Annotated in this window: 20 protein-coding genes and 2 tRNA genes; 13 read left to right on the top strand and 9 right to left on the bottom strand. The window is 73.5% G+C overall.

The features are described 5' to 3' along the window. Window positions 1–628: 628 nt before the first annotated feature. The 4 genes from ACIRST_RS28890 to pyrE all read left to right on the top strand — a co-directional run bounded on the left by ACIRST_RS28890 (window position 629) and on the right by pyrE (window position 4,841). Window positions 629–1,159 carry a DUF2617 family protein gene (locus ACIRST_RS28890; RefSeq protein WP_402805482.1) on the top strand — a complete coding sequence of 177 codons (531 nt, stop codon included), beginning with the start codon at window positions 629–631 and terminating at the stop codon, window positions 1,157–1,159. A gap of 154 nt (window positions 1,160–1,313) precedes the next feature. After that, the gene (locus tag ACIRST_RS28885; protein ID WP_402805479.1) at window positions 1,314–2,960 is read left to right on the top strand and encodes a polyamine aminopropyltransferase; all 1,647 of its coding nucleotides are present in this window, start codon (window positions 1,314–1,316) and stop codon (window positions 2,958–2,960) included. Window positions 2,961–3,172: 212 nt separating this feature from the next. Next, window positions 3,173–4,261 carry a hypothetical protein gene (locus tag ACIRST_RS28880; RefSeq protein ID WP_402805476.1) on the top strand — a complete coding sequence of 363 codons (1,089 nt, stop codon included), beginning with the start codon at window positions 3,173–3,175 and terminating at the stop codon, window positions 4,259–4,261. Between the two features lie 43 nt (window positions 4,262–4,304). Next, entirely contained in the window at window positions 4,305–4,841 is a 537-nt protein-coding gene (gene pyrE / locus ACIRST_RS28875; RefSeq protein WP_350519638.1) for an orotate phosphoribosyltransferase, read from the top strand. Window positions 4,842–4,965: 124 nt separating this feature from the next. Here pyrE and ACIRST_RS28870 read toward each other — a convergent pair whose 3' ends face one another. Then, window positions 4,966–5,682: a VTT domain-containing protein gene (locus tag ACIRST_RS28870; protein WP_350519637.1), complete on the bottom strand. Its 717-nt coding sequence runs from the start codon at window positions 5,680–5,682 to the stop codon at window positions 4,966–4,968. 351 nt (window positions 5,683–6,033) lie between these two features. Between ACIRST_RS28870 and fbaA the strand changes: the two genes are divergently transcribed. Continuing rightward, the gene (gene fbaA / locus ACIRST_RS28865) at window positions 6,034–7,056 is read left to right on the top strand and encodes a class II fructose-bisphosphate aldolase (RefSeq protein WP_350519636.1); all 1,023 of its coding nucleotides are present in this window, start codon (window positions 6,034–6,036) and stop codon (window positions 7,054–7,056) included. A gap of 88 nt (window positions 7,057–7,144) precedes the next feature. Here the strand turns inward: fbaA and ACIRST_RS28860 are convergent, their stop codons facing one another. After that, window positions 7,145–7,564 (bottom strand): DUF3151 domain-containing protein, encoded by a 420-nt coding sequence (locus ACIRST_RS28860; RefSeq protein WP_350519635.1) that lies wholly within the window; start codon window positions 7,562–7,564, stop codon window positions 7,145–7,147. A gap of 273 nt (window positions 7,565–7,837) precedes the next feature. Between ACIRST_RS28860 and ACIRST_RS28855 the strand changes: the two genes are divergently transcribed. Continuing rightward, window positions 7,838–8,623, top strand: coding sequence for a DUF3152 domain-containing protein (locus tag ACIRST_RS28855; protein WP_402805473.1), 786 nt, complete (start codon window positions 7,838–7,840; stop codon window positions 8,621–8,623). 107 nt (window positions 8,624–8,730) lie between these two features. On the opposite strand, the gene ACIRST_RS28850 is transcribed toward ACIRST_RS28855, so the two are convergent. The 4 genes from ACIRST_RS28850 to purS all read right to left on the bottom strand — a co-directional run bounded on the left by ACIRST_RS28850 (window position 8,731) and on the right by purS (window position 12,879). Then, window positions 8,731–9,543, bottom strand: a complete 813-nt coding sequence (locus tag ACIRST_RS28850; RefSeq protein WP_402805472.1) for a sterol carrier family protein — start codon at window positions 9,541–9,543, stop codon at window positions 8,731–8,733. A gap of 152 nt (window positions 9,544–9,695) precedes the next feature. Then, window positions 9,696–11,951 (bottom strand): phosphoribosylformylglycinamidine synthase subunit PurL, encoded by a 2,256-nt coding sequence (purL, locus tag ACIRST_RS28845; protein ID WP_350519632.1) that lies wholly within the window; start codon window positions 11,949–11,951, stop codon window positions 9,696–9,698. Further along, on the bottom strand, window positions 11,951–12,628 hold the full coding sequence (gene purQ / locus ACIRST_RS28840; protein WP_350519631.1) for a phosphoribosylformylglycinamidine synthase subunit PurQ: 678 nt from the start codon (window positions 12,626–12,628) through the stop codon (window positions 11,951–11,953). The genes purL and purQ overlap by 1 nt, the downstream gene beginning before the upstream one ends. Further along, entirely contained in the window at window positions 12,625–12,879 is a 255-nt protein-coding gene (gene purS, locus ACIRST_RS28835) for a phosphoribosylformylglycinamidine synthase subunit PurS (RefSeq protein ID WP_049654013.1), read from the bottom strand. The genes purQ and purS overlap by 4 nt, the downstream gene beginning before the upstream one ends. Before the next feature lie 467 nt (window positions 12,880–13,346). Between purS and ACIRST_RS28830 the strand changes: the two genes are divergently transcribed. The 7 genes from ACIRST_RS28830 to ACIRST_RS28800 all read left to right on the top strand — a co-directional run bounded on the left by ACIRST_RS28830 (window position 13,347) and on the right by ACIRST_RS28800 (window position 18,054). Further along, window positions 13,347–13,664: an Lsr2 family protein gene (locus tag ACIRST_RS28830; RefSeq protein WP_030056585.1), complete on the top strand. Its 318-nt coding sequence runs from the start codon at window positions 13,347–13,349 to the stop codon at window positions 13,662–13,664. 142 nt (window positions 13,665–13,806) lie between these two features. Further along, window positions 13,807–13,879, top strand: a tRNA-Gly gene (locus ACIRST_RS28825). Window positions 13,880–13,919: 40 nt separating this feature from the next. Next, window positions 13,920–13,992 (top strand) — tRNA-Gly (locus tag ACIRST_RS28820). Between the two features lie 154 nt (window positions 13,993–14,146). Then, window positions 14,147–15,157, top strand: coding sequence for an ABC transporter ATP-binding protein (locus ACIRST_RS28815; RefSeq protein WP_402805467.1), 1,011 nt, complete (start codon window positions 14,147–14,149; stop codon window positions 15,155–15,157). Beyond that, window positions 15,154–15,996, top strand: a complete 843-nt coding sequence (locus ACIRST_RS28810) for an ABC transporter permease (protein WP_402805464.1) — start codon at window positions 15,154–15,156, stop codon at window positions 15,994–15,996. The genes ACIRST_RS28815 and ACIRST_RS28810 overlap by 4 nt, the downstream gene beginning before the upstream one ends. A 95-nt stretch (window positions 15,997–16,091) precedes the next feature. Then, complete coding sequence (locus ACIRST_RS28805) at window positions 16,092–17,309, top strand: sensor histidine kinase (RefSeq protein WP_402805461.1); 1,218 nt, start codon at window positions 16,092–16,094, stop codon at window positions 17,307–17,309. Between the two features lie 124 nt (window positions 17,310–17,433). Next, window positions 17,434–18,054, top strand: coding sequence for a response regulator transcription factor (locus tag ACIRST_RS28800; protein ID WP_350519627.1), 621 nt, complete (start codon window positions 17,434–17,436; stop codon window positions 18,052–18,054). 59 nt (window positions 18,055–18,113) lie between these two features. Here ACIRST_RS28800 and ACIRST_RS28795 read toward each other — a convergent pair whose 3' ends face one another. From ACIRST_RS28795 to ACIRST_RS28785, 3 genes are all read right to left on the bottom strand, one after another. Further along, window positions 18,114–19,013, bottom strand: a complete 900-nt coding sequence (locus ACIRST_RS28795) for a phosphoribosylaminoimidazolesuccinocarboxamide synthase (RefSeq protein ID WP_350519626.1) — start codon at window positions 19,011–19,013, stop codon at window positions 18,114–18,116. A 113-nt stretch (window positions 19,014–19,126) separates the two neighbouring features. Beyond that, window positions 19,127–20,668, bottom strand: coding sequence for a N,N-dimethylformamidase beta subunit family domain-containing protein (locus tag ACIRST_RS28790; RefSeq protein WP_350519625.1), 1,542 nt, complete (start codon window positions 20,666–20,668; stop codon window positions 19,127–19,129). Between the two features lie 218 nt (window positions 20,669–20,886). Continuing rightward, window positions 20,887–22,485 (bottom strand): hypothetical protein, encoded by a 1,599-nt coding sequence (locus tag ACIRST_RS28785; protein WP_350519624.1) that lies wholly within the window; start codon window positions 22,483–22,485, stop codon window positions 20,887–20,889. Window positions 22,486–22,703: the final 218 nt, after the last annotated feature.

Genomic DNA, 22,703 nt, shown 5'->3' with positions numbered 1-22,703 from the left:
GGCGGGTCACACCTGCCACCCCGCGCCGGACGACGGATCCGACGGCGGCCGTAGCCTGATCCGCTTCACTTGCTGCAAAAGGGATGACGTCCGCCGGGAGCGTGTGTCCCGCCTGCGGCGCTTCAGAGAGCCCGCGCGCCCCCTTTCACACCTCCCGACGACGGTCGACGCCGACCGGACGCCTATCCTGAGGGGCCATCAACTCGCCTGATCGGACGGCCCGTTTGCCGCCCCCAGGGAAAAACTGGCGCACCTTCCGGCACATCTCCGCCGCCCTCCCCGCCCCGTGCATCGAGGACGGCGGCGCGTGATGCGCACTGGCAGCGCACAACCGGCGCGCACGGCGCACGACCCGGTGGCAGGGGCGCGCGCTGTGCAAAGTCGCACACCGGGTCGATCAGAGCCGGGAAGCAGGTGTGCTCGAAACGGTGAATGCTTGACAAAGTTGGGTAAATCACCGGCGGACCCGGCGTATTCGTGCTTCTCTGCTGCTGAATCTCCAGCCGGAATCCTTCCTTCCACGGTCGGCCGCGCCCAGGGCCGCACAGCCACGAACAGCCTCGCCATCGCCTAGGCCTACTCGCTGCTGCTCGGCGGGCGCGCACGGAGCTGAAACGCGGAGCCGAGCATGCTCACCACACTGCAGACCTCCTACACGGACACCCGCGCCGGTGACCTCGCCTGGTGCCTCGGCGGCGACCCGCTGCCCGCTCTCGCGGTCCGCGACCTGAGACTCGACGGAGGCGGCCGTCCGGGCGCGACCGGCACCCTCCAGCTGCGGCTGCTGGGCGCCTCGCACCAGGTGGTGATCGACGCCGGTCCCGGCCGGTGCCTGGAGACCGTCGCCTGCCTGCCCGGCCGCCGCACCCCGCTGCCGGCCCGGGTGGCCAAGCAGGTCGGCGGCTGGGAGTACGAGTTCGCCGCCCGGATCGAGGCGCTGCCGCCGCACGACTTCGCCGCCCGCGCCCAGGAACTGCTGGCCCTGGTCGAGGGCCACCCGCGCGGCCTCGCCGGGGTCTTCCCCGGCGACCCGAGCGCCTTCACCGCGCTGGTCACCCAGGGCGGCACCGACCGCCTGCTCTGGCGGACCTGGCACGCCTACCCGCAGGAGGGGCAGCTGGTGTGCACCCGCTCCGCGCTCGTGGTGTCGGGGCCGTGACTCCCGAAAGCCGGGACGCGAACACCGACCCGGCCATAGGCTGCCAAGGAAAGCCCTTCGAATCGTACGCAGGAACGGTTCGTCAATCCGGCGTGGCCCACTGTCCGTCGGATGGGCGCAGCTATCCGTCCCGCACGTCCCCTAGCGTTTGTTCGTGATCAACCATCCGGCCGGTCCGCCCGCACGCCCGCGAGTGGACCTCGACGACGGCGCCCCACCCCGGCCCGGGCACGGCCTCGCCCCACTGCCCGCCCGCCGTCGATCCCGGCTGCGCTCCCGCCCCCGGCTCGCCCGGCTGGCCGTCCTGACGGCCGCCTTCGTCTGTGCGGCCTGCGGGCTGGTCTACGAACTCGAACTCGTCGCGCTCGGCGACTACCTGCTCGGGGACACCGTCACCCAGACCTCCGTGGTGCTCTCCGTCATGGTGTTCGCGATGGGCCTCGGCTCGCTGCTCGCCAAACGGCTCACCCGCCGGCCCGCCACCGCCTTCGCCCTGGTCGAGTGCGCGCTCGCCCTCACGGGTGGCCTCTCCGTCCTCGCCCTCTACTCCTGCTGGGCCTGGCTCGGCCGCTACCAGGCCGTGATGGTCGGCCTCACCTGCCTCATCGGCATCCTGATCGGCGCCGAGATCCCCCTGCTGATGACCCTCGTCCAACGGATCAGACGCGAGGACGCCGGGCGCGCGGCAGCCGACCTCTTCGCCGCCGACTACGTGGGGGCACTGATCGGCGGACTCGCCTTCCCGTTCCTGATCATGCCGACGCTCGGCCCCGGCGACGGCGCGCTCCTCACCGGCGCCGTCAACGCCGTCGCGGGCGCCGCCCTGGTGCTCTGGCTCTTCCGGGAGGAACCCGCCCCGCGGATACGACGGCTGCTCTGGGGCGGCTGCCTGCTCGTCCTCGGCCTGCTCGCCGCGGCCGCGGCCGGCTCCGACGCGATCGAACGCGCCGCCCGGCACGCCCTCTACGGCGACCAGGTCCGCTTCGCCACCCGCAGCCGGAACCAGGAGATCGTGCTCACCGGCCCCGCCGAGGGCCCGCTCCGGCTCTACCTCGACGGACGGCTCGCGGTCTGCGGGCCCGACGAGTACCGGGCCAGCGAGGGCCTGGTCCACCCCGCGATGGCCGCCGGGCCGGACAGCCGGGTCCTGCTGCTCGGCGGCGGCGACGGGCTCGCCCTGCGGGAGGTGCTGCGCCACCGCGGCGTCCGCTCCGTCCGCCTGGTCGACGCCGACCCCGCCCTCCCCCGGCTCGCCCGCACCGACCCCGGGCTCGCCGGCCTCGGCGGCCACTCCTTGGACGACCCGCGGGTCCGCACCACCGCCGCCGACCCGATGGCCTGGCTGCGCGGCGCGAGCGCCACCGAGGACGACGGACCGTACGACGTGGTGCTCGCCGACCTGCCCGCACCGGCCGACGGCGGGCCGGTCAAGTTCCACTCCCAGGAGTTCTACGGCCTCGCCGCCCGGCTGCTCTCCCCCGGCGGCCGGATCGCCGTCCGGGCCGGGAGCGACCTGAACGGCCTCTGGCAGATCGACTCCGGCCTGCGCACGGCCGGACTGCAGACCGCCCCGTACGCCGTCCCGGGCAGCCCCAGCGCCAGCTGCCGTCCCGGGCAGCCGGACTCCTCCGGGCAGAACTACCTCCTCGCCGCCGCCACCCACCCCCCGCTCGCCCTCGCCCCCGACGCCCCACCGCCCCGGGCCCTCACCCCCGACACCCTCCGCACCTCCACCACCCGCCTCGCCGCCCTCCGCCCCGCCCGTCCCCCGGCCGCCCTCACCCTCCTCAGCCCGCACTGACCACGACAGCCCGCAGCCGACGGGGCGGCGAAGCAGACGCAGCCGACGGGTCGCCGCGCACCGCCGGTCCTGGACGCCCCGCGCGGAGCGGGGCCGCCTCCTCGACGGGCCGAGGAGGCGGGGCGGCGGGCCGGGGTGGGGCGGGTGGGGTGGGGAAAGTCGGGTGGTGGTGGGTAGGGACCGGGCGGGGTTGGGTCGGTAGGCTCCGTGGCATGGAGCATGAGGTTGTCGTCCCGATGCCCGCCGAGCTGGTGCGGCAGGCCCTGCAGGATCCGGCGCTGCTGGCGCGGAGTGTGCCGGGGCTGAGCACCGAGCCGGCTGCGGTCGGGGCCGGGCCCGCCGAGGAGATCAGCGGGCGGCTGAAGCTGCGGGTCGGCAGCTCCACGATCACGTACAAGGGCGTGCTGTCGCTGATCGAGGGCCGGGAGGGCGTTCTGACGGTGCTCGCCGAGGGCCAGGAGGCCCGGGGCAGCGGCGAGGCGACGGCCACCGTCCGGGTCAGCGTCGCGGACGGTGCCGAGGACGGCACCGCCGTCATCCGCTTCACCGGCGACCTCAGCGCCACCGGTCGGCTGACCGAGTTCGACGAGGAGACCCTCGACGCCACCGGCCGCCGTCTGCTGGACAGGTTCGCCGCCGCCCTGGTCGCCCCGGAGGGCGAGCAGGACCGGGACCAGGACGAGGACTCCGACGCCGAGGCGGCGACCGAAGCCGAGACCGAGGCCGAGACCGAGACCGAAGCCGAGGCCGGGACCGAGACCGCCGGGGTGATCTTCATCGAGGACCGTCAGGACCAGCCCGGTGACGACCTCGACGACGACCTCTCCGACCTGATCGCCTTCTCCGACGCCGACGCCGAGCGCTTCGGCCTCCCCACCGGCTCCGCCGACGAGGACGAGGACGAGGACACGAACCGGGCCACCGGCCAGGACCGGGACGACGTCGAGCCCGAGGACGACGTCGAGCCCGGCGCCGCGGAGCAGGACGCCGTCGCCGAGGAGATCCCCGTCGAGCCGCTCTTCGCGTACGAGGAGGAGCCGGCGCTGACCGGCCCGGTGCGCCGCAGCATCGTCGGCCGGTCCGCCGAGGAGGTGGACCACGCCCCGCCGCGCGGCCCGTACGCCCCGGCGCTGCCGGCCCGCAGTGCGCGGGCCCGGGCGGCGTCCCGGTGGGGCGGCGAGGCCGGCGGGATCGTGGTGCCGGGCACCGGCGGCCGCAACGCGATGCCGTGGGTGATCGGCGGTTCGGTGGCCCTGCTGGGCGGTGCCGTGGTGCTGGTCAGGGCGCTGCGTCGCCGCTAGTCGGGAGCGCCGGGGGCGTCGCCAGGCCCTAGACTGAACGCTCATGAGCAACGACCGCGACGCCCTGCTGGCACAGATCAAGGACAAGGCCGTCGTGCACGGCAAGGTCACCCTCTCCTCCGGCAAGGAGGCCGACTACTACGTCGACCTGCGCCGGATCACGCTGGACGGCGAGGCCGCCCCGCTGGTCGGCCGGGTGATGCTGGACGCGACCTCGCACCTGGAGTACGACGCCGTCGGCGGTCTGACCCTGGGCGCCGACCCGGTGGCCGCGTCGATGCTGCACGCCGCCGCCGCGCGCGGGCAGAAGCTGGACGCCTTCGTGGTCCGCAAGGCCGGCAAGGCGCACGGCCTGCAGCGCCGGATCGAGGGTCCGGAGGTGAAGGGCCGCCGGGTGCTGGCGGTCGAGGACACCTCCACCACGGGCGGCTCGGTGCTGACCGCCGTCGAGGCGCTGCGCGAGGCGGGCGCCGAGGTGGTCGGCGTCGCGGTGATCGTGGAGCGCGGCGGCGCGGGTGCCGTCCAGGAGCAGGGCCTGGAGTACGTGACCGCGTACACCCTGGACGACCTGGGTCTCTGACCTCCCGACCACCCCACGTCTCCGGACGACCCCACGCCCGCGGACGACCGCACGAACGACGGAGGGCCGGGTCTGTTTCACGTGAAACAGACCCGGCCCTCCGGCCGTCCTACGGGCCGGGCGCTCAGCTCCGCCGGTGCCGACCGCCACCGGCCTGCGCGTGGCCGTCGCCGGCGTCGGCGCCGCCGGCCTTCTTCTTCTTCCGCTCGCGCACGACCTCGATCAGGATCGGCGAGATCGACAGCAGCACGATCAGCAGCGCCGCCGGGATCAGGTACTTGTCGATCACCGGGGCGAGCGCCTCGCCGAAGAAGTAGCCGATCAGCAGCATGGACTCGGTCCAGAGCACACCGCCGATGACGTTCCACAGGAAGAACGTCCGGGCGGGCATCTCCAGGGTGCCGGCGACCGGGTTCAGGAAGGTGCGGACGACCGGGATGAAGCGCGCCAGCACCACGGCCTTGCCGGAGCCGAACTTGTTGAAGTACTCCTCCGCCTTCTGCACGTACTGGCGTCGGAAGATCTTCGAATCGGGCTTGTCGAACATCTTCGGCCCGACCTTGGCACCGATCAGGTGCCCCAGCTGGGCGCCGGCGATCGCCGCCACCGGGCAGCCGATGAGCAGGACCGCGATCGGCAGCCTGGCACCGTCGCCGAGCACCGACGAGGCGGCGTTCGAGGCGGCGACGCCCGCGATGATCAGCAGCGAGTCACCCGGGAAGAAGAAGCCGACCAGCAGGCCGGTCTCCGCGAAGATGATCGCGATCAGCCCGATGGCGCCGAGGGACGAGATCAGGGATTTGGCGTCGAGCAGGTTGACGGCCAGCTGGTTGTAGTCCACGGGCGCAGGATAGCGGGCGTACCTTGCGGGCGGGCGGGCGTACCGTGCGCCGGGCTCCCGACGCCGCCCGACGCACGCGGGCCCCACCCGCCCCACCGGCCGCACGGTGCCGCGTTCCGACAGGCGGGCTCCTGCTGACCTGCGGGCACGAGTCTGGGAAGATGGCCGAGGCGTCCGGTCCGCGGCGGCCCACCACCCTCATGGCCGTACCGCGGAGGTCGCTCGAACCTTGGTGCCGGAGAGCCACATCGCAACGCCGCGCGTCGGCGGGCCGGCACGGAGTCGTCACGAAGGCGTACACAGCGTCGGACAGCACCGTCCGTACGCCGCAACCCGACAGGAGCGGATCGCATGCCCATCGCAACTCCCGAGGTCTACAACGAGATGCTCGACCGGGCCAAGGCGGGCAAGTTCGCCTACCCGGCCATCAACGTCACGTCGTCGCAGACCCTGCACGCCGCGCTGCGTGGATTCGCCGAGGCCGAGAGCGACGGCATCATCCAGATCTCGACCGGTGGCGCGGAGTTCCTGGGCGGTCAGCACAACAAGGACATGGTGACCGGCGCGGTCGCGCTCGCCGAGTTCGCGCACATCGTCGCCGCCAAGTACGACATCACCGTCGCGCTGCACACCGACCACTGCCCGAAGGACAAGCTGGACGGCTACGTCCGCCCGCTGCTGGCGGTCTCGGCCGAGCGCGTGGCCAAGGGCGAGAACCCGCTGTTCCAGTCGCACATGTGGGACGGCTCCGCCGAGACCCTCTCCGACAACCTGGCCATCGCCCAGGAGCTGCTGGCCCAGGCCGCCGCCGCCAAGATCATCCTTGAGGTCGAGATCACCCCGACCGGTGGCGAGGAGGACGGCGTCACCCACGAGATCAACGACGAGCTGTACACCACCGTCAACGACGCCGTGCGCACCGCCGAGGCGCTGGGCCTGGGCGAGAAGGGCCGCTACCTGCTGGCCGCCTCGTTCGGCAACGTGCACGGCGTGTACAAGCCGGGCAACGTCGTGCTGAAGCCGGAGCTGCTGCGCGAGCTGCAGGACGCGATCGGCAAGCAGTACGGCAAGACCGACCCGTTCGACTTCGTCTTCCACGGCGGCTCGGGCTCCACCGCCGAGGAGATCGCCACCGCGCTGGAGAACGGCGTCGTGAAGATGAACCTGGACACCGACACCCAGTACGCCTTCACCCGCCCGGTCGCCGGCCACATGTTCGCCAACTACGACGGCGTGCTGAAGGTCGACGGCGAGGTCGGCAAGAAGAACACCTACGACCCCCGCACCTGGGGCAAGCTGGCCGAGGCCGGCATGGCCGCCCGCGTGGTCGAGGCCGCCGAGCAGCTGCGTTCGGCGGGCAAGCGTCTGAAGTGAGCCCGGCGGCCGCGTGCGAGCGCGGCAGCCGCGTGGAACACGGGTGCCCCCGGCGGTCCTCCGCCGGGGGCACCCGCACGTCCGGGTCCTACTGCTTGAGCTCCGCGTACGCCTCCGCGCTGCTGTCCTTCAGGAACTGCCAGCAGCGGGCCTCCTCCTCGGTCTCCTTGATCGCGCCGGCCGCCCGCGCGAGCGCCGCCAGGCAGCGCAGGAAGCCGCGGTTGCCGCGGTGCTCCCACGGCACCGGGCCGTGGCCCTTCCAGCCGTTGCGCCGCAGCGCGTCCAGGCCCCGGTGGTAGCCGGTACGGGCGTAGGCGTACGACTCGACGTACCGGCCGGCCGCGTAGGCGTCGTCGGCGAGCATGGCCCAGGCCAGGCAGAAGGACGGGAACTCGGCCGCCACCTGGGTCGGTGAGGCGGACTCCTCCGCCAGCATGCGGTAGGGCCGCTCCTCCTCGGGCAGGAGGGTCGGTTCGGGACCGTCGAGAAGATTCCTGTGAATCGCCATGCCCTGAAGTCTGCCACCCGAGACGCAGGGGTCAACCGCCGCACCGTGGGTGCATCGTCCGAGGTGCGGTCGATCGGTGATGTCACGGCGCCGGCGCACGGCCCGGTGTGGAGGAAGACCCGGCGATCTGCATACCGGGTACATGGACATTCACCCGTTCGCCATGCCAAGGTGACGGTCGTGCCCGCAGTCCGACCCGCCAGTAGGCGAGCCGCCCAGCAGAAGAAGGGCGGCCGCAGACGCCGCCGGCCCCGTCGGAGAGTGAGCCCTGGCATGCTCACGGCAGTGGTGGCAGCCGCCGTGCTGCTCGGCGCCACCGCGGTCCTGCTGGACCGGCACTCCGACACTCCGGCCGCCGCCCCGACCACCCAGGCGCGGGCCGTCCCGCCCGGCGAGGAGACCGCCGCGGCGACGCCGACCCCCACCCCGGTCGCCACGCCCACGCCCACACCGACGCCCACGCCCACCCCGACGCCCACCGCACCGGATCCCGGCCCCACCAAGGGCCCGGGCACCTTCACCACCGCCCCGGCCAACGCCAAGGCGGTCGGGCGCGGCAACGTGCGCCGCTACCGGGTCGAGGTCGAGGACGGCATCGGGATCGACGCGGCGGACGCCGCCGCCCAGATCCACGGCATCCTCGGCGACCCGCGCGGCTGGACCAACGACCGCCGGAACGGCTTCCAGCTGGTCGCGACCGGCTCGTACGACTTCACCGTGAAGATCGCCTCACCGGCCACCGTGGACCGGATCTGCGGCGCCTCCGGCCTGGACACCCACGGCGAGGTCAACTGCAACGTCGGCGACCAGGTGGTCGTCAACTCCAAGCGCTGGAACACCGGTTCACCGCAGTTCAGCGGGCCGATCGAGGAGTACCGGGCGCTGATCGTCAACCACGAGGTGGGCCACCGGATCGGCCACGGCCACGAGGGCTGCCCCGCCCCCGGCAAGCCGGCACCCGCGATGATGCAGCAGATCTACGGCCTCAAGGGCTGCACGCCCAACGCCTGGCCGTACTCGGCGGAGGGCACCTACCTCGGCGGCCCGGCCGTCCCGTAGCCCCCGGCGGTCCCGAACCCGACCGCACCCCAACGGAGTCGGGACATCGCCGGCGAGCCGCTGCGCAAGGTCGCCGAGGCGGCGGCAGGGCAACTGCGCTGAGCCGGCTACCCGAGCACCGGCAGGTGCGCCCGCAGGTCGCTGCGCTCCCCCGAGGCGGACACCGCGGCCGCCTCCACCGCCGCCGCCCAGTCGGTCCGCCCGGTGGCCAGCCGGATCCAGGTCAGCGGGTCGGTCTCGACCACGTTGGGCGGGGTGCCCCGGGTGTGCCGGGGGCCCTCCACGGCCTGGACGACGGCGTACGGCGGGATCCGCAGCTCCACCGCGCCGCCGGGGACGTGGTCCGCGAAGGCGTCGGCCAGCATCCGGGTGACGGCGGCGAGGGCCTGGCGGTCGTGCGGGAAGGCGTCCAGGCCGAGCGCGTCGGCCAGGTCGTCGGCGTGCACGACGGTCTCCACCAGCCGGGTCACCAGCATGTCGGCGAGCGTCATCGAGCCGAGCCGGATCTCGAACCGCCATGCCGGGTCTGCCGCTTCGGGCCGTTCCAGCAGTCCGGTCAGCGCGTCGGCGGACCGTCCGAAGGCCACCGCCACCGAGGCCGGATCCCCGCCGAAGTCCGCCGAGGCCCGCTCCCTGGCCTGCTCGTCCAGCACTGCCGCGACCGTGCCGACCGCCGCCACCCACCCCGACAGGTCCAGGGGCGGGCGGCCCTGGAGCGGATCGTCCAGGTGCGCGGGCACGTAGTCGAGTTGGACGGCGAGGTGCGCGACCAGCTCCCGGACCGTCCACTCGCCCAGCCTCGTCGGCAGGTCCAGCTGCTCCGCGGTGAGGCCGCTCACGACGGAGCACAGCGCCCCGGTCTGGGCGGCCAGTGCGGCGCGGACCTTCTGCGGTTGGTACGTACGGGACTTGGGAGGCATGGGCCCCAAGATACGCCGAGGGGCGGGGGGGGGCCCCCCGCCCCCCCCCCCCCCGGGCCGGGGGGGGCCCCCCCCCCCCGCCCCCCGGGGGGCCCCGGGGGGGGGGGGCCCGCCGCCCCCCCCCCCCCCCCCCCCCCTCGGGACGGGTGCCGTCAGCCCAGCAGGGCCTCGATGACGCCGGTGTGGGCGTCCTTCAGCTCGGCCAGCGAAACGCTGAACTGGCCCTGGACCTCCAGGTCCTGGCCGTCCACGACACCGATCCGGGTGGCCGGCAGGCCGCGCGCGGTGCACATGTCGTTGAACCGGAGCTCCTCGCTGCGCGGCACCGCCACGACGGCGCGGCCCGCGGACTCCGAGAACAGCAGGACGAACGGGTCCGCGCCCTCGGGCACGATGATCCGCGCGCCGTGGCCGCCCTTGAGGCAGCTCTCCACGAGCGCCTGGCCGAGGCCGCCGTCGGAGAGGTCGTGCGCGGCGTCGATCATGCCGTCGCGCGAGGCGGCGATCAGGATCTCGCCGAGCAGCCGCTCGCGCTCCAGGTCGACCTTGGGCGGCAGGCCGCCGAGGTGGTCGTGGACCGCCTGGGACCAGGCCGAGCCGCCGAGCTCGTCCGCCGTGTCGCCGAGCAGGTAGAGCAGCTGCCCCTCCTCGGCGAAGGCGACCGGGGTGCGCCGGGTGACGTCGTCGATGACGCCGAGCACCGCGACCACCGGGGTCGGGTGGATGGCGACCTCGCCGGTCTGGTTGTACAGCGAGACGTTGCCGCCGGTGACCGGGGTGCCGAGCACCAGGCAGGCGTCGGCCAGGCCGCGGGTGGCCTCGGCGAACTGCCACATCACGTCCGGGTCCTCGGGGGAGCCGAAGTTGAGGCAGTCGGAGACGGCGAGCGGCTTGGCACCGCCGGCCGCGACGTTGCGGTACGCCTCGGCCAGGGCCAGCTGGGCGCCGGTGTACGGGTCCAGCTTGGCGAAGCGGCCGTTGCCGTCGGTGGCGACCGAGACGCCGAGGTTGGTCTCGTCGTCGATCCGGATCATGCCCGAGTCCTCGCCGTGCGAGAGCACGGTGTTGCCGAGCACGTAGCGGTCGTACTGGTCGGTGATCCAGGACTTGGAGGCCTGGTTCGGGTGGCTCGCGACCTTCAGCAGGTCGGCCTTGAGGCCCTCGCCGGTGGTCGGGCGGGCCAGCCGCTCGGCGGTCGGGGCGTCGGCCTGCAGCGCGTCCTGCCAGCTCGGGCGGGCGAACGGGCGCTCGTAGGTCGGGCCCTCGTGGGCGACGGTGCGCGGCGGGACGTCCACCACGAGCTCGCCGTGCCAGTAGATCTCCAGGCGCTCGCCGTCGGTCACCTCACCGATGACGTTGGCGATGACGTCCCACTTCTCGCAGATCTCCAGGAAGCGGTCGATCTTGTCGGGCTCCACGATCGCGCACATGCGCTCCTGCGACTCGCTCATGAGGATCTCCTCCGGCGAGAGCGTGTGGTCGCGCAGGTGCACGGTGTCGAGCTCGATCCGCATGCCGCCGGAGCCGGCCGAGGCCAACTCGCTGGTGGCGCAGGACAGTCCGGCGCCGCCGAGGTCCTGGATGCCCTTGACGAGCTTCTCGCGGAAGATCTCCAGGGTGCACTCGATGAGGAGCTTCTCCTGGAACGGGTCGCCGACCTGGACCGCCGGGCGCTTGGCCGGCTTGGTGTCGTCGAAGGTCTCGGAGGCCAGCACCGAGACGCCGCCGATGCCGTCGCCGCCCGTGCGGGCGCCGTACAGGACGACCTTGTTGCCGGCGCCGGACGCCTGCGCGAGGTGGATGTCCTCGTGCTTCATGACGCCCACGCACAGCGCGTTGACCAGCGGGTTGCCCTGGTAGCAGGAGTCGAAGACGACCTCGCCGCCGATGTTCGGCAGGCCCAGGCAGTTGCCGTAGCCGCCGATGCCCGCGACGATCCCGGGCAGCACACGCCGGGTGTCCGGGTGGTCGGCCGCGCCGAAGCGCAGCGGGTCCATCACCGCGACCGGGCGGGCGCCCATCGCCAGGATGTCGCGCACGATGCCGCCGATGCCGGTGGCCGCGCCCTGGTAGGGCTCGATGTACGACGGGTGGTTGTGCGACTCGACCTTGAAGGTGACGGCGTAGCCCTGGCCGACGTCGACCACACCGGCGTTCTCGCCGATGCCGACGAGCATCGCGTCCGAATCGGGCTTCTTCTCGCCGAACTGCTTCAGGTGGACCTTGCTGCTCTTGTACGAACAGTGCTCCGACCACATGACCGAGTACATCGCGAGTTCGGCGCCGGTCGGGCGGCGGCCGAGAATCTCCCGGATGCGCGCGTACTCGTCCTCCTTGAGGCCGAGCTCGGCCCAGGGCTGGGCGGCGTCCGGGGTCTGCTCGGCGTTCTTGACGGTGTCGAGGCTCATCAGGCGTTCACCAGCTGCTTCAGGACGGAAGTGAAGAAGCCCAGGCCCTCGGTGGTCGGACCGGTGAGCGGCTCCACGGCGTGCTCCGGGTGCGGCATCAGGCCGACGACATTGCCGGCGGCGTTGGTGATGCCGGCGATGTCGCGGTACGAACCGTTCGGGTTGACGTCCAGGTAACGGGCGACCACCCGGCCCTCCGCCTCCAGCTCGTCCAGGACGTGCTGGTCCGCGACGAACCGGCCCTCGCCGTTCTTCAGCGGGACGACGATTTCCTGGCCCGCCGCGTAATCCCGGGTCCAGGCGGTGCCGGCGTTCTCGATCCGCAGCTTCTGGTCGCGGCAGATGAAGTGCAGCGAGTCGTTGCGGGTGAGCGCACCGGGCAGCAGGTGGGATTCGCAGAGCACCTGGAAGCCGTTGCAGATACCGAGGACCGGCATTCCGAGCCTCGCCTGCTCGATGACGGTCTCCATCACCGGGGAGAAGCGCGAGATCGCACCGCAGCGCAGATAGTCGCCGTAACTGAATCCGCCCGGCAGGACGACGGCGTCGACCTGGTGGAGATCCTTGTCACGGTGCCACAGGGCGACCGGCTCGGCACCCGCGAGACGGACCGCCCGCTGGGCGTCGCGGTCGTCGAGGGAGCCGGGGAAAGTGACGACGCCGACGCGGGTGGTCACTTGCCCTCCTCCTCGACCCGGACGGTGAAGTCCTCGATCACGGTGTTGGCGAGAAAGGTCTCGGCGGCTTCGCGGATACGGGCGAGCGCCGCGTCGTCGACCGGGCCCTCCACATCCAGCTCGAAACGCTTGCCCTGGCGGACGTCGGCGATCCCGGTGAATCCGAGACGGGGCAGTGCACGCTGCACCGCCTGGCCCTGGGGGTCGAGGATCTCCGGCTTGAGCATGACGTCGACTACGACGCGTGCCACTGGCACTCCCGGTGGTGTCTTCGGTGAGGCGGGGGAACTCCAGACTACCGGTGGTTTCGGGCAGGATTGCTGGCCGGGGATAGCGACGCGCGTAGACCCGGGCCCCTTACGCCGCAAGGGATCCGGGGCCCCGGCCCCCCGTCCGGAGCGGCCCGTTTCCGGGGTTTCGGCGCCCGGAACCGCCCCCTCCGGAGAACACCCGAATACGGCACTTGGGGACAGATCCGCCCGTCCCGCACATCGGTATCCGACAGTCCCGCGAAGACACGTGAATATCCGGAAAAGAATGCCGGACTCTTCGATTTCGACCCCCTTCGGGTGCAGAATAGGGCCACCTGTCGCGGCAAGTGCTGCGTATCAGGCGGGCCACCGGCCTGCCCGTATGCGCTTGCGCGAGTAGGTGCACATCAGGCCCCGGGAGCACCCCCGTGGACCGGTGGCCGAATTGCCCGAGAGGATTGACACCCATGGCTCAGCGTGTAGTTGTCACGCTCTCCGACGACCTGGACGGCGGCGCCGCCGCAGAAACCGTCCACTTCGGCGTCGACGGGAAGTCGTACGAGATCGACCTGTCCGTGGACAACGCGGAAAAGCTGCGGGAGGCCCTCGCCCCGTTCGTCGCCGCCGGGCGGCGCCAGAGCCGCACCGGAAAGTCCTTCCGCCGCACCGCGCTCACCCCGGACCCCGCCGCCGTCCGCGCCTGGGCCCTGTCCCGCGGCATGGAACTGCCGGCCCGCGGCCGCATCCCCAAGCACGTGTACGAGGCGTTCGCCGAGGCGAACTGACCCCCGGGGCACCAGGCCCCCGGTCGCCCTGCCCGCCCGGATCGAAAGGGTGGGGCGACCACCCCGAACGATGCTGTAGAGTATTCCTCGTCGCCGCAACGGAGAGATCCGAAGAGGCGGCGGGTGCCCCACCAGGCACCATGCGGACGTGGCTCAGTTGGTAGAGCATCACCTTGCCAAGGTGAGGGTCGCGAGTTCGAATCTCGTCGTCCGCTCGCAGTGCGCGAGCACAGCACAACTCAATAGTTTGACCATGCGGACGTGGCTCAGTTGGTAGAGCATCACCTTGCCAAGGTGAGGGTCGCGAGTTCGAATCTCGTCGTCCGCTCCGGAACGAAGGGCCCCCTCGATCGAGGGGGCCCTTCGGCATTCCCGCCCGCGAATGCCCCATGACATTTGTCATCGCCGACCCGTGGATCCCCACCGCGATGTCATGACGGCGCGCACTGCCCGCACGGCCGGGCCGGCGGAAGGCTTGGGGCATGGAAACGAGCCGCCCCTCCCGCCCCAGCGACCATGTGATCGAGGTCACCGACCTGCACCGCCACTACGGCAGCGGTGCCACCGGCCACCACGCCGTCCGGGGCATGGACCTGACCGTCGGCCGCGGCGAGCTGTTCGCCCTGCTCGGCACCAACGGGGCGGGCAAGACCTCCGCCATGGAGCTCATCGAGGGCCTGGCCGCCCCCAGCGACGGCACCGTCCGGGTGCTCGGCCACGACCCCCACCGGGAGCGCGCCGCCGTCCGCCCCCGGATCGGCATCATGCTCCAGGAGGGCGGCTTCCCCGGCGACCTCACCGCCGCCGAGACCGGCCGCGTCTGGGCCGGGATGACCAGCGGCGCCCGGCCGGTCGAGGAGGCCCTGGAGCTGGTCGGCCTCACCCACCGCCGCGACGTCCGGGTCAAGCAGCTGTCCGGCGGCGAACGGCGCCGGCTCGACCTCGCGATGGCCCTGCTCGGCCGCCCCGAGGTGCTGTTCCTGGACGAGCCCAGCACCGGCCTCGACCCCGAGGCGCGCGCCGCCGTCTGGCGGCTGGTCCGCGAACTGCGCGCCCAGGGCACCACCGTGCTGCTCACCACGCACTACCTGGAGGAGGCCGAGGAGCTGGCCGACCGGCTGGCCATCATGCACGGCGGCCGGATCATCACCTCCGGCACCGTCGCGGAGGTGATCGCCGGACGGCCGTCCCGGATCTCCTTCGAGCTGCCCGAGTTCGCCGGGACCTCGCTCCCGCCGCTCGCCCCGGCCGAGGTCACCGTCGACGGCCGCAAGGTCACCGTGCAGACCGGCGACCTCCAGCACACCCTCCACGCCCTGCTCGACTGGGCGCACCGGCACGGCGTCGCGCTCGGCGCCCTGGACGCCCGCAGCGCCTCGCTGGAGGAGGCCTTCCTCGCCATCGCCTCCGAGGCCGCCCACCAGGCCCCGCCGCAGGCCCCCGCCGCCCCCGCCCGTCCCGCCCGCCGCCGCCTGATCGGATCCGCCCGATGACCACCGCCGCCACCGCCACCGCCGTGCCCACCGCCACCGGCCCGCAGGGCACCGCCACCCGCCGGCTGCTCGCCCTCGGCCGCGCCGAGGCCGTCCTGCTGCTGCGCAACCGCACGGCGATGTTCACCGCCCTGCTGCTGCCGCTGCTCCTGGTCTTCTCCCTGAAGGGCACCCTCGGCAAGCAGGCCGAGGACAACCCCGGGCTGGACGTCGACTCGCTGCTGGTCTACGGCTCGGTCGGGATGATGCTGTCCTTCGTCGTCTACTACAACCTGACCGCCGCCTACGTCGCCCGGCGCGGAGAGCTGGTCCTCAAGCGGCTGCGCACCGGCGAGGCCCGGGACATCGAGATCCTGCTCGGCACGGCCGTCCCCTCGCTCGCGCTCGGCCTGCTGATGGCCGCACTGATCGGGATCGGCGGCAGCGTCGGACTGCACCTGGCGGTGCCGGTCAACCCGCTGCTGATGGTCGTCGGCCTGGTGCTGGTGCTGGCCACGATGATCGCCCTGGCAGCGCTGTCCAGCGCCTTCACCAGGACCGTCGAGAGCGCCGGCATCACCACCCTGCCGATCATGCTGATCATCCAGCTCGGCTCCGGCCTGTTCATCCCGCTGGAGGTCATGCCCGCGCAGGTGGCCGACGCCTGCCGACTGCTGCCGACCACCCCGGCCTTCCAGCTGATCCGCGTCGGCTGGTTCGGCACCGACGGCTCGGCCGCCGCGACCGGCTTCGCCGGCAGCTGGGGCGCCGCCGGCCCGCACCTCGTCACCGGTGCGATCTGGCTGGGCCTGGCGGTCTGGGGCGCGGTGCGCTACTTCCGCTGGGAGCCGCGCCGCTGACCGCTCGACAGCAAACCAAGGATTTCCCCCGGTTCGACCTCTGATATGAAGGCAGCAGCACGATCATGGTGGAACTGGGGGGACGACACGTGGACATGCGCTCACCACTGCGCAGATGGAAGGGCTACGGCAAACCCCACCGCGCGGAGCTCTACTTCCGCTGGTCGATCTACCTGATGCCACTGGCCGCGGTGCCGGTGGCGCTGCTCAGCCTCGGCGCCCACCTCGACGAGTACTCGCCCGGCGCCGCCCGGGTCTCCCTGGCCGTCTCGCTGGTCACCACCCTGGTCGGCATCCGGGCCTGCCGGACCTCGCTCGACCACTACCTCGGCCGGCCGGCCGACCACCGCCGCTGGCTCGTCGTCAACGGCGCGGTCACCGTCGGCGGCATCTGGGCCCTGCTGCTGGCCGGCCCGCGGGCGGACGGGACCGGCGCTCCGCCGTCCACCGTCCTGGTCGCCACCGTCCTGCTGATCGTCGCCTACGGCCCGATCTCCGTCGGCCTCCGGCTGCGGTGGTCCGCCCCGGTCGCCGTCGCCCTCGCCTCGGCGGTCGCCCCGGCGATGATGCTGGCCGGGGTGAGCGCCGGCACCACCGTCGGGCAGCTGATCGGCACGCTGCTCGGAATGCCCCTGATCGCGCTGAGCTGCCGCAGCTTCGCCTGGCTGACCGCGGTGGTCTGGGAACTGGACGGCGCCCGCGAGACGCAGTCCCGGCTGGCCGTCGCCGAGGAACGGCTGCGCTTCTCCCGCGACCTGCACGACGTCATGGGCCGCAACCTCACCACGATCGCGCTGAAGAGCGAACTCGCCGTCCAGCTCGCCCGCCGGGGCCGCCCCGAGGCCGCCGAGCAGATGGCCGAGGTGCAGCGGATCGCCCAGGAGTCGCAGCGCGAGGTCCGCGACGTCATCCGCGGCTACCGCACCGCCGACCTGCACGCCGAGGCGATCGGCGCCCGCGCGGTGCTCCGCTCCGCCGACGTCGCCTGCGAGATCGACCTCGGCGAGGACGCCGACGAACTGCCGCCGCACGTCCAGGCGGTGTTCGGCTGGGTGATCCGCGAAGCCACCACCAACGTGCTGCGGCACAGTGAGGCCGAGCGCTGCCTGATCCGGCTGCGCCGGGAGGGCGGACGGGCGGTGCTGGAGCTGGAGAATGACGGGGTGCCCGCCGTGCCGCTCCCCTCCCAGGGCGGCGGCACCGGGCTGCGCGGACTGCGCGAGCGGCTCGCCGCCCACGACGGCGAGCTGACCGTGCCGACCGCCGGGCCCGGCGTCTTCCGGATGCTCGCCACCGTCCCGCTGCCGAACTGAGCGGACGGACGAACCGAACGGACCCGGGCGAACCGCCCGACCCGGGCGAACCGAACGGACCCTGGCGATCCGAACGACCCGGGCGAACCCGCCCGACCCGAGTGACCCGAGGAAGTGCCGACCGATGACCGACACCGCGCCCGTCCGCGTCCTGCTCGCCGACGACGAGCACCTGATCCGGGGCGCGCTGGCCGCGCTGCTCTCGCTGGAGGACGACATCGAGGTGGTCGCGCAGGCCGGCTCCGGCCCGGAGGCCCTGGCGATGGCGCAGGCGCACCGGCCGGACGTCGCGGTGCTGGACCTCCAGATGCCCGGCAAGGACGGCATCGAGGTGAGCGCCGAGCTGCGCCGGCTGCTGCCGGACTGCCGCTGCATGATCGTCACCGGGCACGGCCGCCCCGGCTACCTGAAGCGGGCGCTGGAGGTCGGCGTGCGCGGCTTCCTGCCGAAGACCGTCTCGGCGGCGGACCTGGCGGGCATCATCCGCACCGTGCGCTCCGGCGGCCGGTACGTGGACCCGGAGCTGGCGGCGGACGCGATCAGCGCGGGCGAGACCCCGCTGACCCCGCGCGAGACGGACGTCCTGGAGCTCGCCGCCGACGGCACCCCGATCGCCGAGATCGCCGAGCGGGCCGCGCTGTCCCAGGGCACCGTCCGCAACTACCTGTCCTCGGCGGCCACCAAGCTGGGCGCGGAGAACCGGCACGCGGCGGTGCGGATCGCCCGCGAGCACGGCTGGATCTGAGCCGCAGCCGTGCCCGCGGGCGTCCTCGGGGCGCCCCCGTGGGGGCGTCCCGGCGGGCGTCAGGCCCAGGTGGTGCCGGTCAGCCGCTCGTAGACCTCGATGTACTTGGCCCGGGTCTGCTCGACGACCTCGTCCGGCAGCGCCGGCGGCGGCAGCTCGCCGTGGCGGTCCCAGCCGGAGGCCGGGGAGACCAGCCAGTCGCGGATCAGCTGCTTGTCGAAGGAGGACTGCGAGCGGCCCGGCCGGTACTCGTCGGCCGGCCAGTAGCGCGAGGAGTCGGGGGTGAGCACCTCGTCGCCGATCACCAGCTCGCCGTCCAGCAGGCCGAACTCGAACTTGGTGTCGGCCAGGATGATGCCGCGCTCGCGGGCGATGTCCCGGGCGCGGGCGTAGACGTCCAGGGTGGTGCGGCGCAGCTGGTTCGCCAGCTCGGCGCCGATCCGGCGGGCGGTCTCCTCGTAGGGCACGTTCTCGTCGTGCTCGCCGACCTCGGCCTTGAGCGCCGGGGTGTAGATCGGGGCGGGCAGCTCGGAGCTGTTCTCCAGGCCCTCCGGCAGGGCGATGCCGCAGACCGTGCGGCTCTGCTCGTACTCGGTCAGGCCGGAGCCGGCCAGGTACCCGCGGGCGACGGCCTCGACCGGGATCATGTCCAGGCTGCGGCAGACCAGCGTGCGGCCCTTCCAGTCGGCGGGGGCGCCGGCCGGGACCTCGGTGGAGATCACGTGGTTGGGGACGATGTCCGCGATCCGCTCGAACCACCACAGCGACAGCTGGGTGAGGACGCGGCCCTTGTCGGGGATCTCGTTCGGCAGCACCCAGTCGTGGGCGGACGTCCGGTCGCTGGCGACCATGACCAGCTCACCCGACTCGGTGCGGTAGAGGTCGCGCACCTTGCCGGTGTGCAGGTGGACCAGGCCGGGTACCTGGACCGGCTCGGGCTTGGTGACAAATCCGCTCAAGGTGTCTCAGTCCTCAGGGGTCGTTCGCGGGCGTGGGGCACTGCGAAAGGGGAGGTCACTGCCCCCGCAGTCTTTCACGACCGCCGGTCCCGCTCCCCCGGGGCCGCCGGGGCTCAGTTCTTGCAGAGCCGGTCCAGCAGGTTGGCGGTGGCCCGCTGGATCCGCTCGTCGGTCAGTCCCGGGCGGCCCAGCGCGGGCGACCAGGCGAAGGTGCCGGCCGCGAAGACGTACGCGCCGCTGGGCGCCCGGTACAGCGAGGTCTCCTGGTAGCGGGTGCGGCCCGACAGGTCCTGGTAGGGCGAGTGGGCCAGCAGCACGCGTTCGGTGTGCTCGGGCAGCGCCACCTTGGGGTAGTACCGGTCGGCCTCGCCGGCGACCAGGCCGGGCAGCTCGTCGCCCTCCTGCAGGCCGGTGCCGTCCCAGAGCCAGTGCGCGGTGTGCCGGGCGACCAGCGGGACGGGCGCGGCGACCCGGCCCGAGTACTGCACGCCGAGCAGGTGCTGCTCGGGCTCCCCCGCGTCCCGCCACAGCGCGCTGGCGGAGCCGGACACGCCCGCGGCCGGGCTGCCGGGCCCGACCTTCTGCCGCTTGCGGCAGTTGAGCAGCCGGTGGGGCTCGCCGGAGGCGGCGGCGGTCAGCTCGACCCGCCAGTACATGGTGTTGGCGGAGAGGAACACCAGCGAGGTGCCGCCGTCCCGGGCCCGTTCGGCGGCCCGGCGCATCGGGGCGGACCAGTACTCGTCGTGGCCGGGGAAGACCAGCGCCCGGTGCCGGGCGGGGTCGACCAGGCCGGCGTGCAGGTCGGTGGCGGTGGCGTAGGAGAGGTCGTAGCCGTAGCGCTCGGCCCAGCGGATGAAGTCGTACGCGTGGCCGACGTGCAGCGGCAGCCCGGCGGTGGCGTGCGGGCGGTCGAAGGAGACGGTGACGGCCGCCTCCGGCTCACCGAGCAGGCCGCCCCGGCCGTCCCAGGCGTGGTACAGGCTGGCGCCGGTGCGGCCGTCCTCGGGGAACAGGTTGTACGCCTGCCAGGTCACGTCCGGGAGCACCAGGAGCAGCTCGGCGGTGTTGTGCCCGCGGTCCTCGAAGTCCCGCACGGTGAACGGGATGTGACTGCGGTGCGCGGTGTCCGAGGTGGTCAGCACGGCGACGTACGCGCCGGGCTTCCAGTGCGCCGGGATCTGCAGCCGCCAGGAGTGCCACCAGTGGTGGCAGGAGACCGTCCGGTCGACCACCAGCGGGGCCGGCTGGGCGAGGCCGGAGACCGGCGGGCTGGTGGTCATGTGGCGGGCGCCGTCGCCGCCGTAGTGGCCGATCCGGAAGACGCTCACGGTGAACTCGCGGGGCGGGTTGACGGTGACCCGGAAGTCCACCGAGCCGCCGGGGCGGATCACCCCGGCCGAGGCGAAGCCCTTGATCTGCTGGTCCACGTCGTTGGAGCTCTGCGGAGTGCCGACCGACGGCTTGGGCCGGGCCCCGGCGGTCAGCGGCTGCTGGCCGGGCGCGTCCACCGAGACGTACCAGGGGACGGCGCCCTCCGCTCCGGCCAGGTACTGGTCCGGGCTGCGCAGCCAGGGCAGCGGGCCCTGTCCGAAGGGGTCGGAGACGCTGTAGGCGTGCGTTCCGGACTCCCAGCGGCGGTTGAGTTCGGTGCCCACGCGCCCCTCCCAGGTGCACTTCCGCCCGGTTGGCACGTGCCCCCCGGATGTGCGTGCGGTCTAATACACCACAGAGTGCTGGCGCTCCGTCACCCTCCGGTGGCAATTGGTGCCGGGAATCTCGCGGCCCGACCGGAGGGGGCCTCCGGCCTGCGGAGACGACCGGAGGCCGAGCCGTCCGGGGGCGCGTGCGGGGGTGTCGAGCGCCGTCCCACCCGTCACAGCCGGACGGGTTTCTCCAGGCGGACGTCGGCGGCGTCCAGCCAGGCGCGCAGCGGGCCGTCCTGGCCCTGCTCGACGGCCTGGGCGACCGGGCCGGCCAGGTCGGTGCGGCGGACCCCGCCGAGCAGCAGCACCGGGCCGTCCAGCCAGTCCAGCCCGGGGGCGCCGCCCGCGGTGTCCACGGCCGCGCAGCAGACCATCGCGGTGACGTGGTCGACCAGCAGGTCGCGACCGGTGCGGTCGGGTTCCAGCAGCGGGGCCGGGGCGGTCGTGCGGGCCACCTGGGCGGCGAGCGCGGCGGCCAGCCGTTCGCCGTCGCCCTCGGCGAGCCGCACCAGCAGCCGGGTGAGGGTCGGGGCGCCGGGGCGGGAGTGCGGGGCGAGCCGGTCCAGGGGGGCCTGCAGGGCGGCGGCGCCCGCCCGCCAGCCGGCGTCCACCACGTCGGCCGGGTAGTCGGCCCACTCCAGCTCGTGCCAGGCGCCGGCCGCCGGGCGGCCGAAGAACAGCTCGGCCGCGAGCCGGGAGACCGCCCGGTCGACGGCTCCGGGCTCCTCCAGCAGGTCGCAGGCGGGCCGGTCGCCGAGCCGGGTGCCGTAGCCGTCGGCCAGCCGGTCGCGGCGGGACAGCTCGGTGAGGGCGGCGACCACGCCGGCGTTGAGGTGGGCGGGGTGGCGGCCGAGCCGCCAGGCGGGCAGCGCGACCCGGGTGAGCAGCCGGTCCCAGCCGGCGTAGGCGAGGCCGACCTGCTCCTGGGCGGCGATCCGCAGGCCGTAGTCGACCACCCTGGCCTGCTCGGAGGCCCAGCTCGCGACGGAGCGCTCCAGTTCGGCGGAGTGGCCGCGGCAGGCACCGAGCAGGCGGCGGGCGATCCGGCGGGCGATCCGGTCGGCGAGCGCGGCCGGACCGCGCCGCGGCGGCCGGGGCGGGGCGGCCAGGGTTCCGCCGCCGAGGCCGGGGGACGTGCCCCGGCCGGAGTCCAGGCAGGCGTCCAGGCTGCGCAGGAACCGGCGGGCGGCGGCGATCTCCGGATCGGCGGAGGCGGCGGCGCCGGCCACCACCGGGGCCAGCAGGGCGCGCAGCTCGCCGGCCCGCATCCACCAGAGGAAGGGCGAACCGATCACCAGGACCGGGGCGGGCGGCTCGGGGTGCGGGCGCAGCGGGTGCGGCCGCGGCGGGCCCGGCCGCCGCACCGGTGGGACGTCCTCCAGCCAGCTGTCGCAGTCCGGGGTGAGGGCGACCGCGGAGGGCGCGGGGACGTCCAGCCGGTCGGCGAGTTCGGCGATCAGCCGGTACAGCTCGGGGGCCTCGGCGCGTTCCAGCGGCACGGCGGGGGTCCGGGGCGGCTCGGCCCGGTGCAGGGCGCGGGCGGTCAGCCCGGCGACCAGCAGGGTCAGCGCGGCGACCGCGCAGACCGCCCAGCGGACGGCGTCCCAGCCGGCGGCGTCGGCGGCGCCGGGCGCGCCGATCCGGCCGGTGAACCGGCCCGCGAGCAGGACCACCGCCACGGCGGCGGGCAGGACGGCGGCGGCCAGGGCGAGGCCTCGGACCCGCAGGACCGCTTGGGCGTGAGCGCGCGCGGTGTCGACAGCGGCCATACGGTGCGGCACCCCCTTCGGAGCCCTCGGGCGCCCGACGACGGGCCCTGAGCCGACTCGAAACGATCAGTTCCGACCGGGAAGCGGAGGCGTCCGATCCCGGTAGTGCATGCTGCGTGGCGCTACTGACATTTTCGACGCCCCGGCCCGGGTGGTCGTTCCGGATCGCCCCGGTTTCCACTCGTCCCGGTGACGTCGCCCGGATTCCGGACGCCCGC

This window comes from Kitasatospora sp. NPDC101447 (genome assembly GCF_044767225.1).
Taxonomy (GTDB): domain Bacteria; phylum Actinomycetota; class Actinomycetes; order Streptomycetales; family Streptomycetaceae; genus Kitasatospora.
Note: the sequence above shows the minus strand (reverse complement) of the source record. Positions and strands in the feature narration are given on the sequence as shown.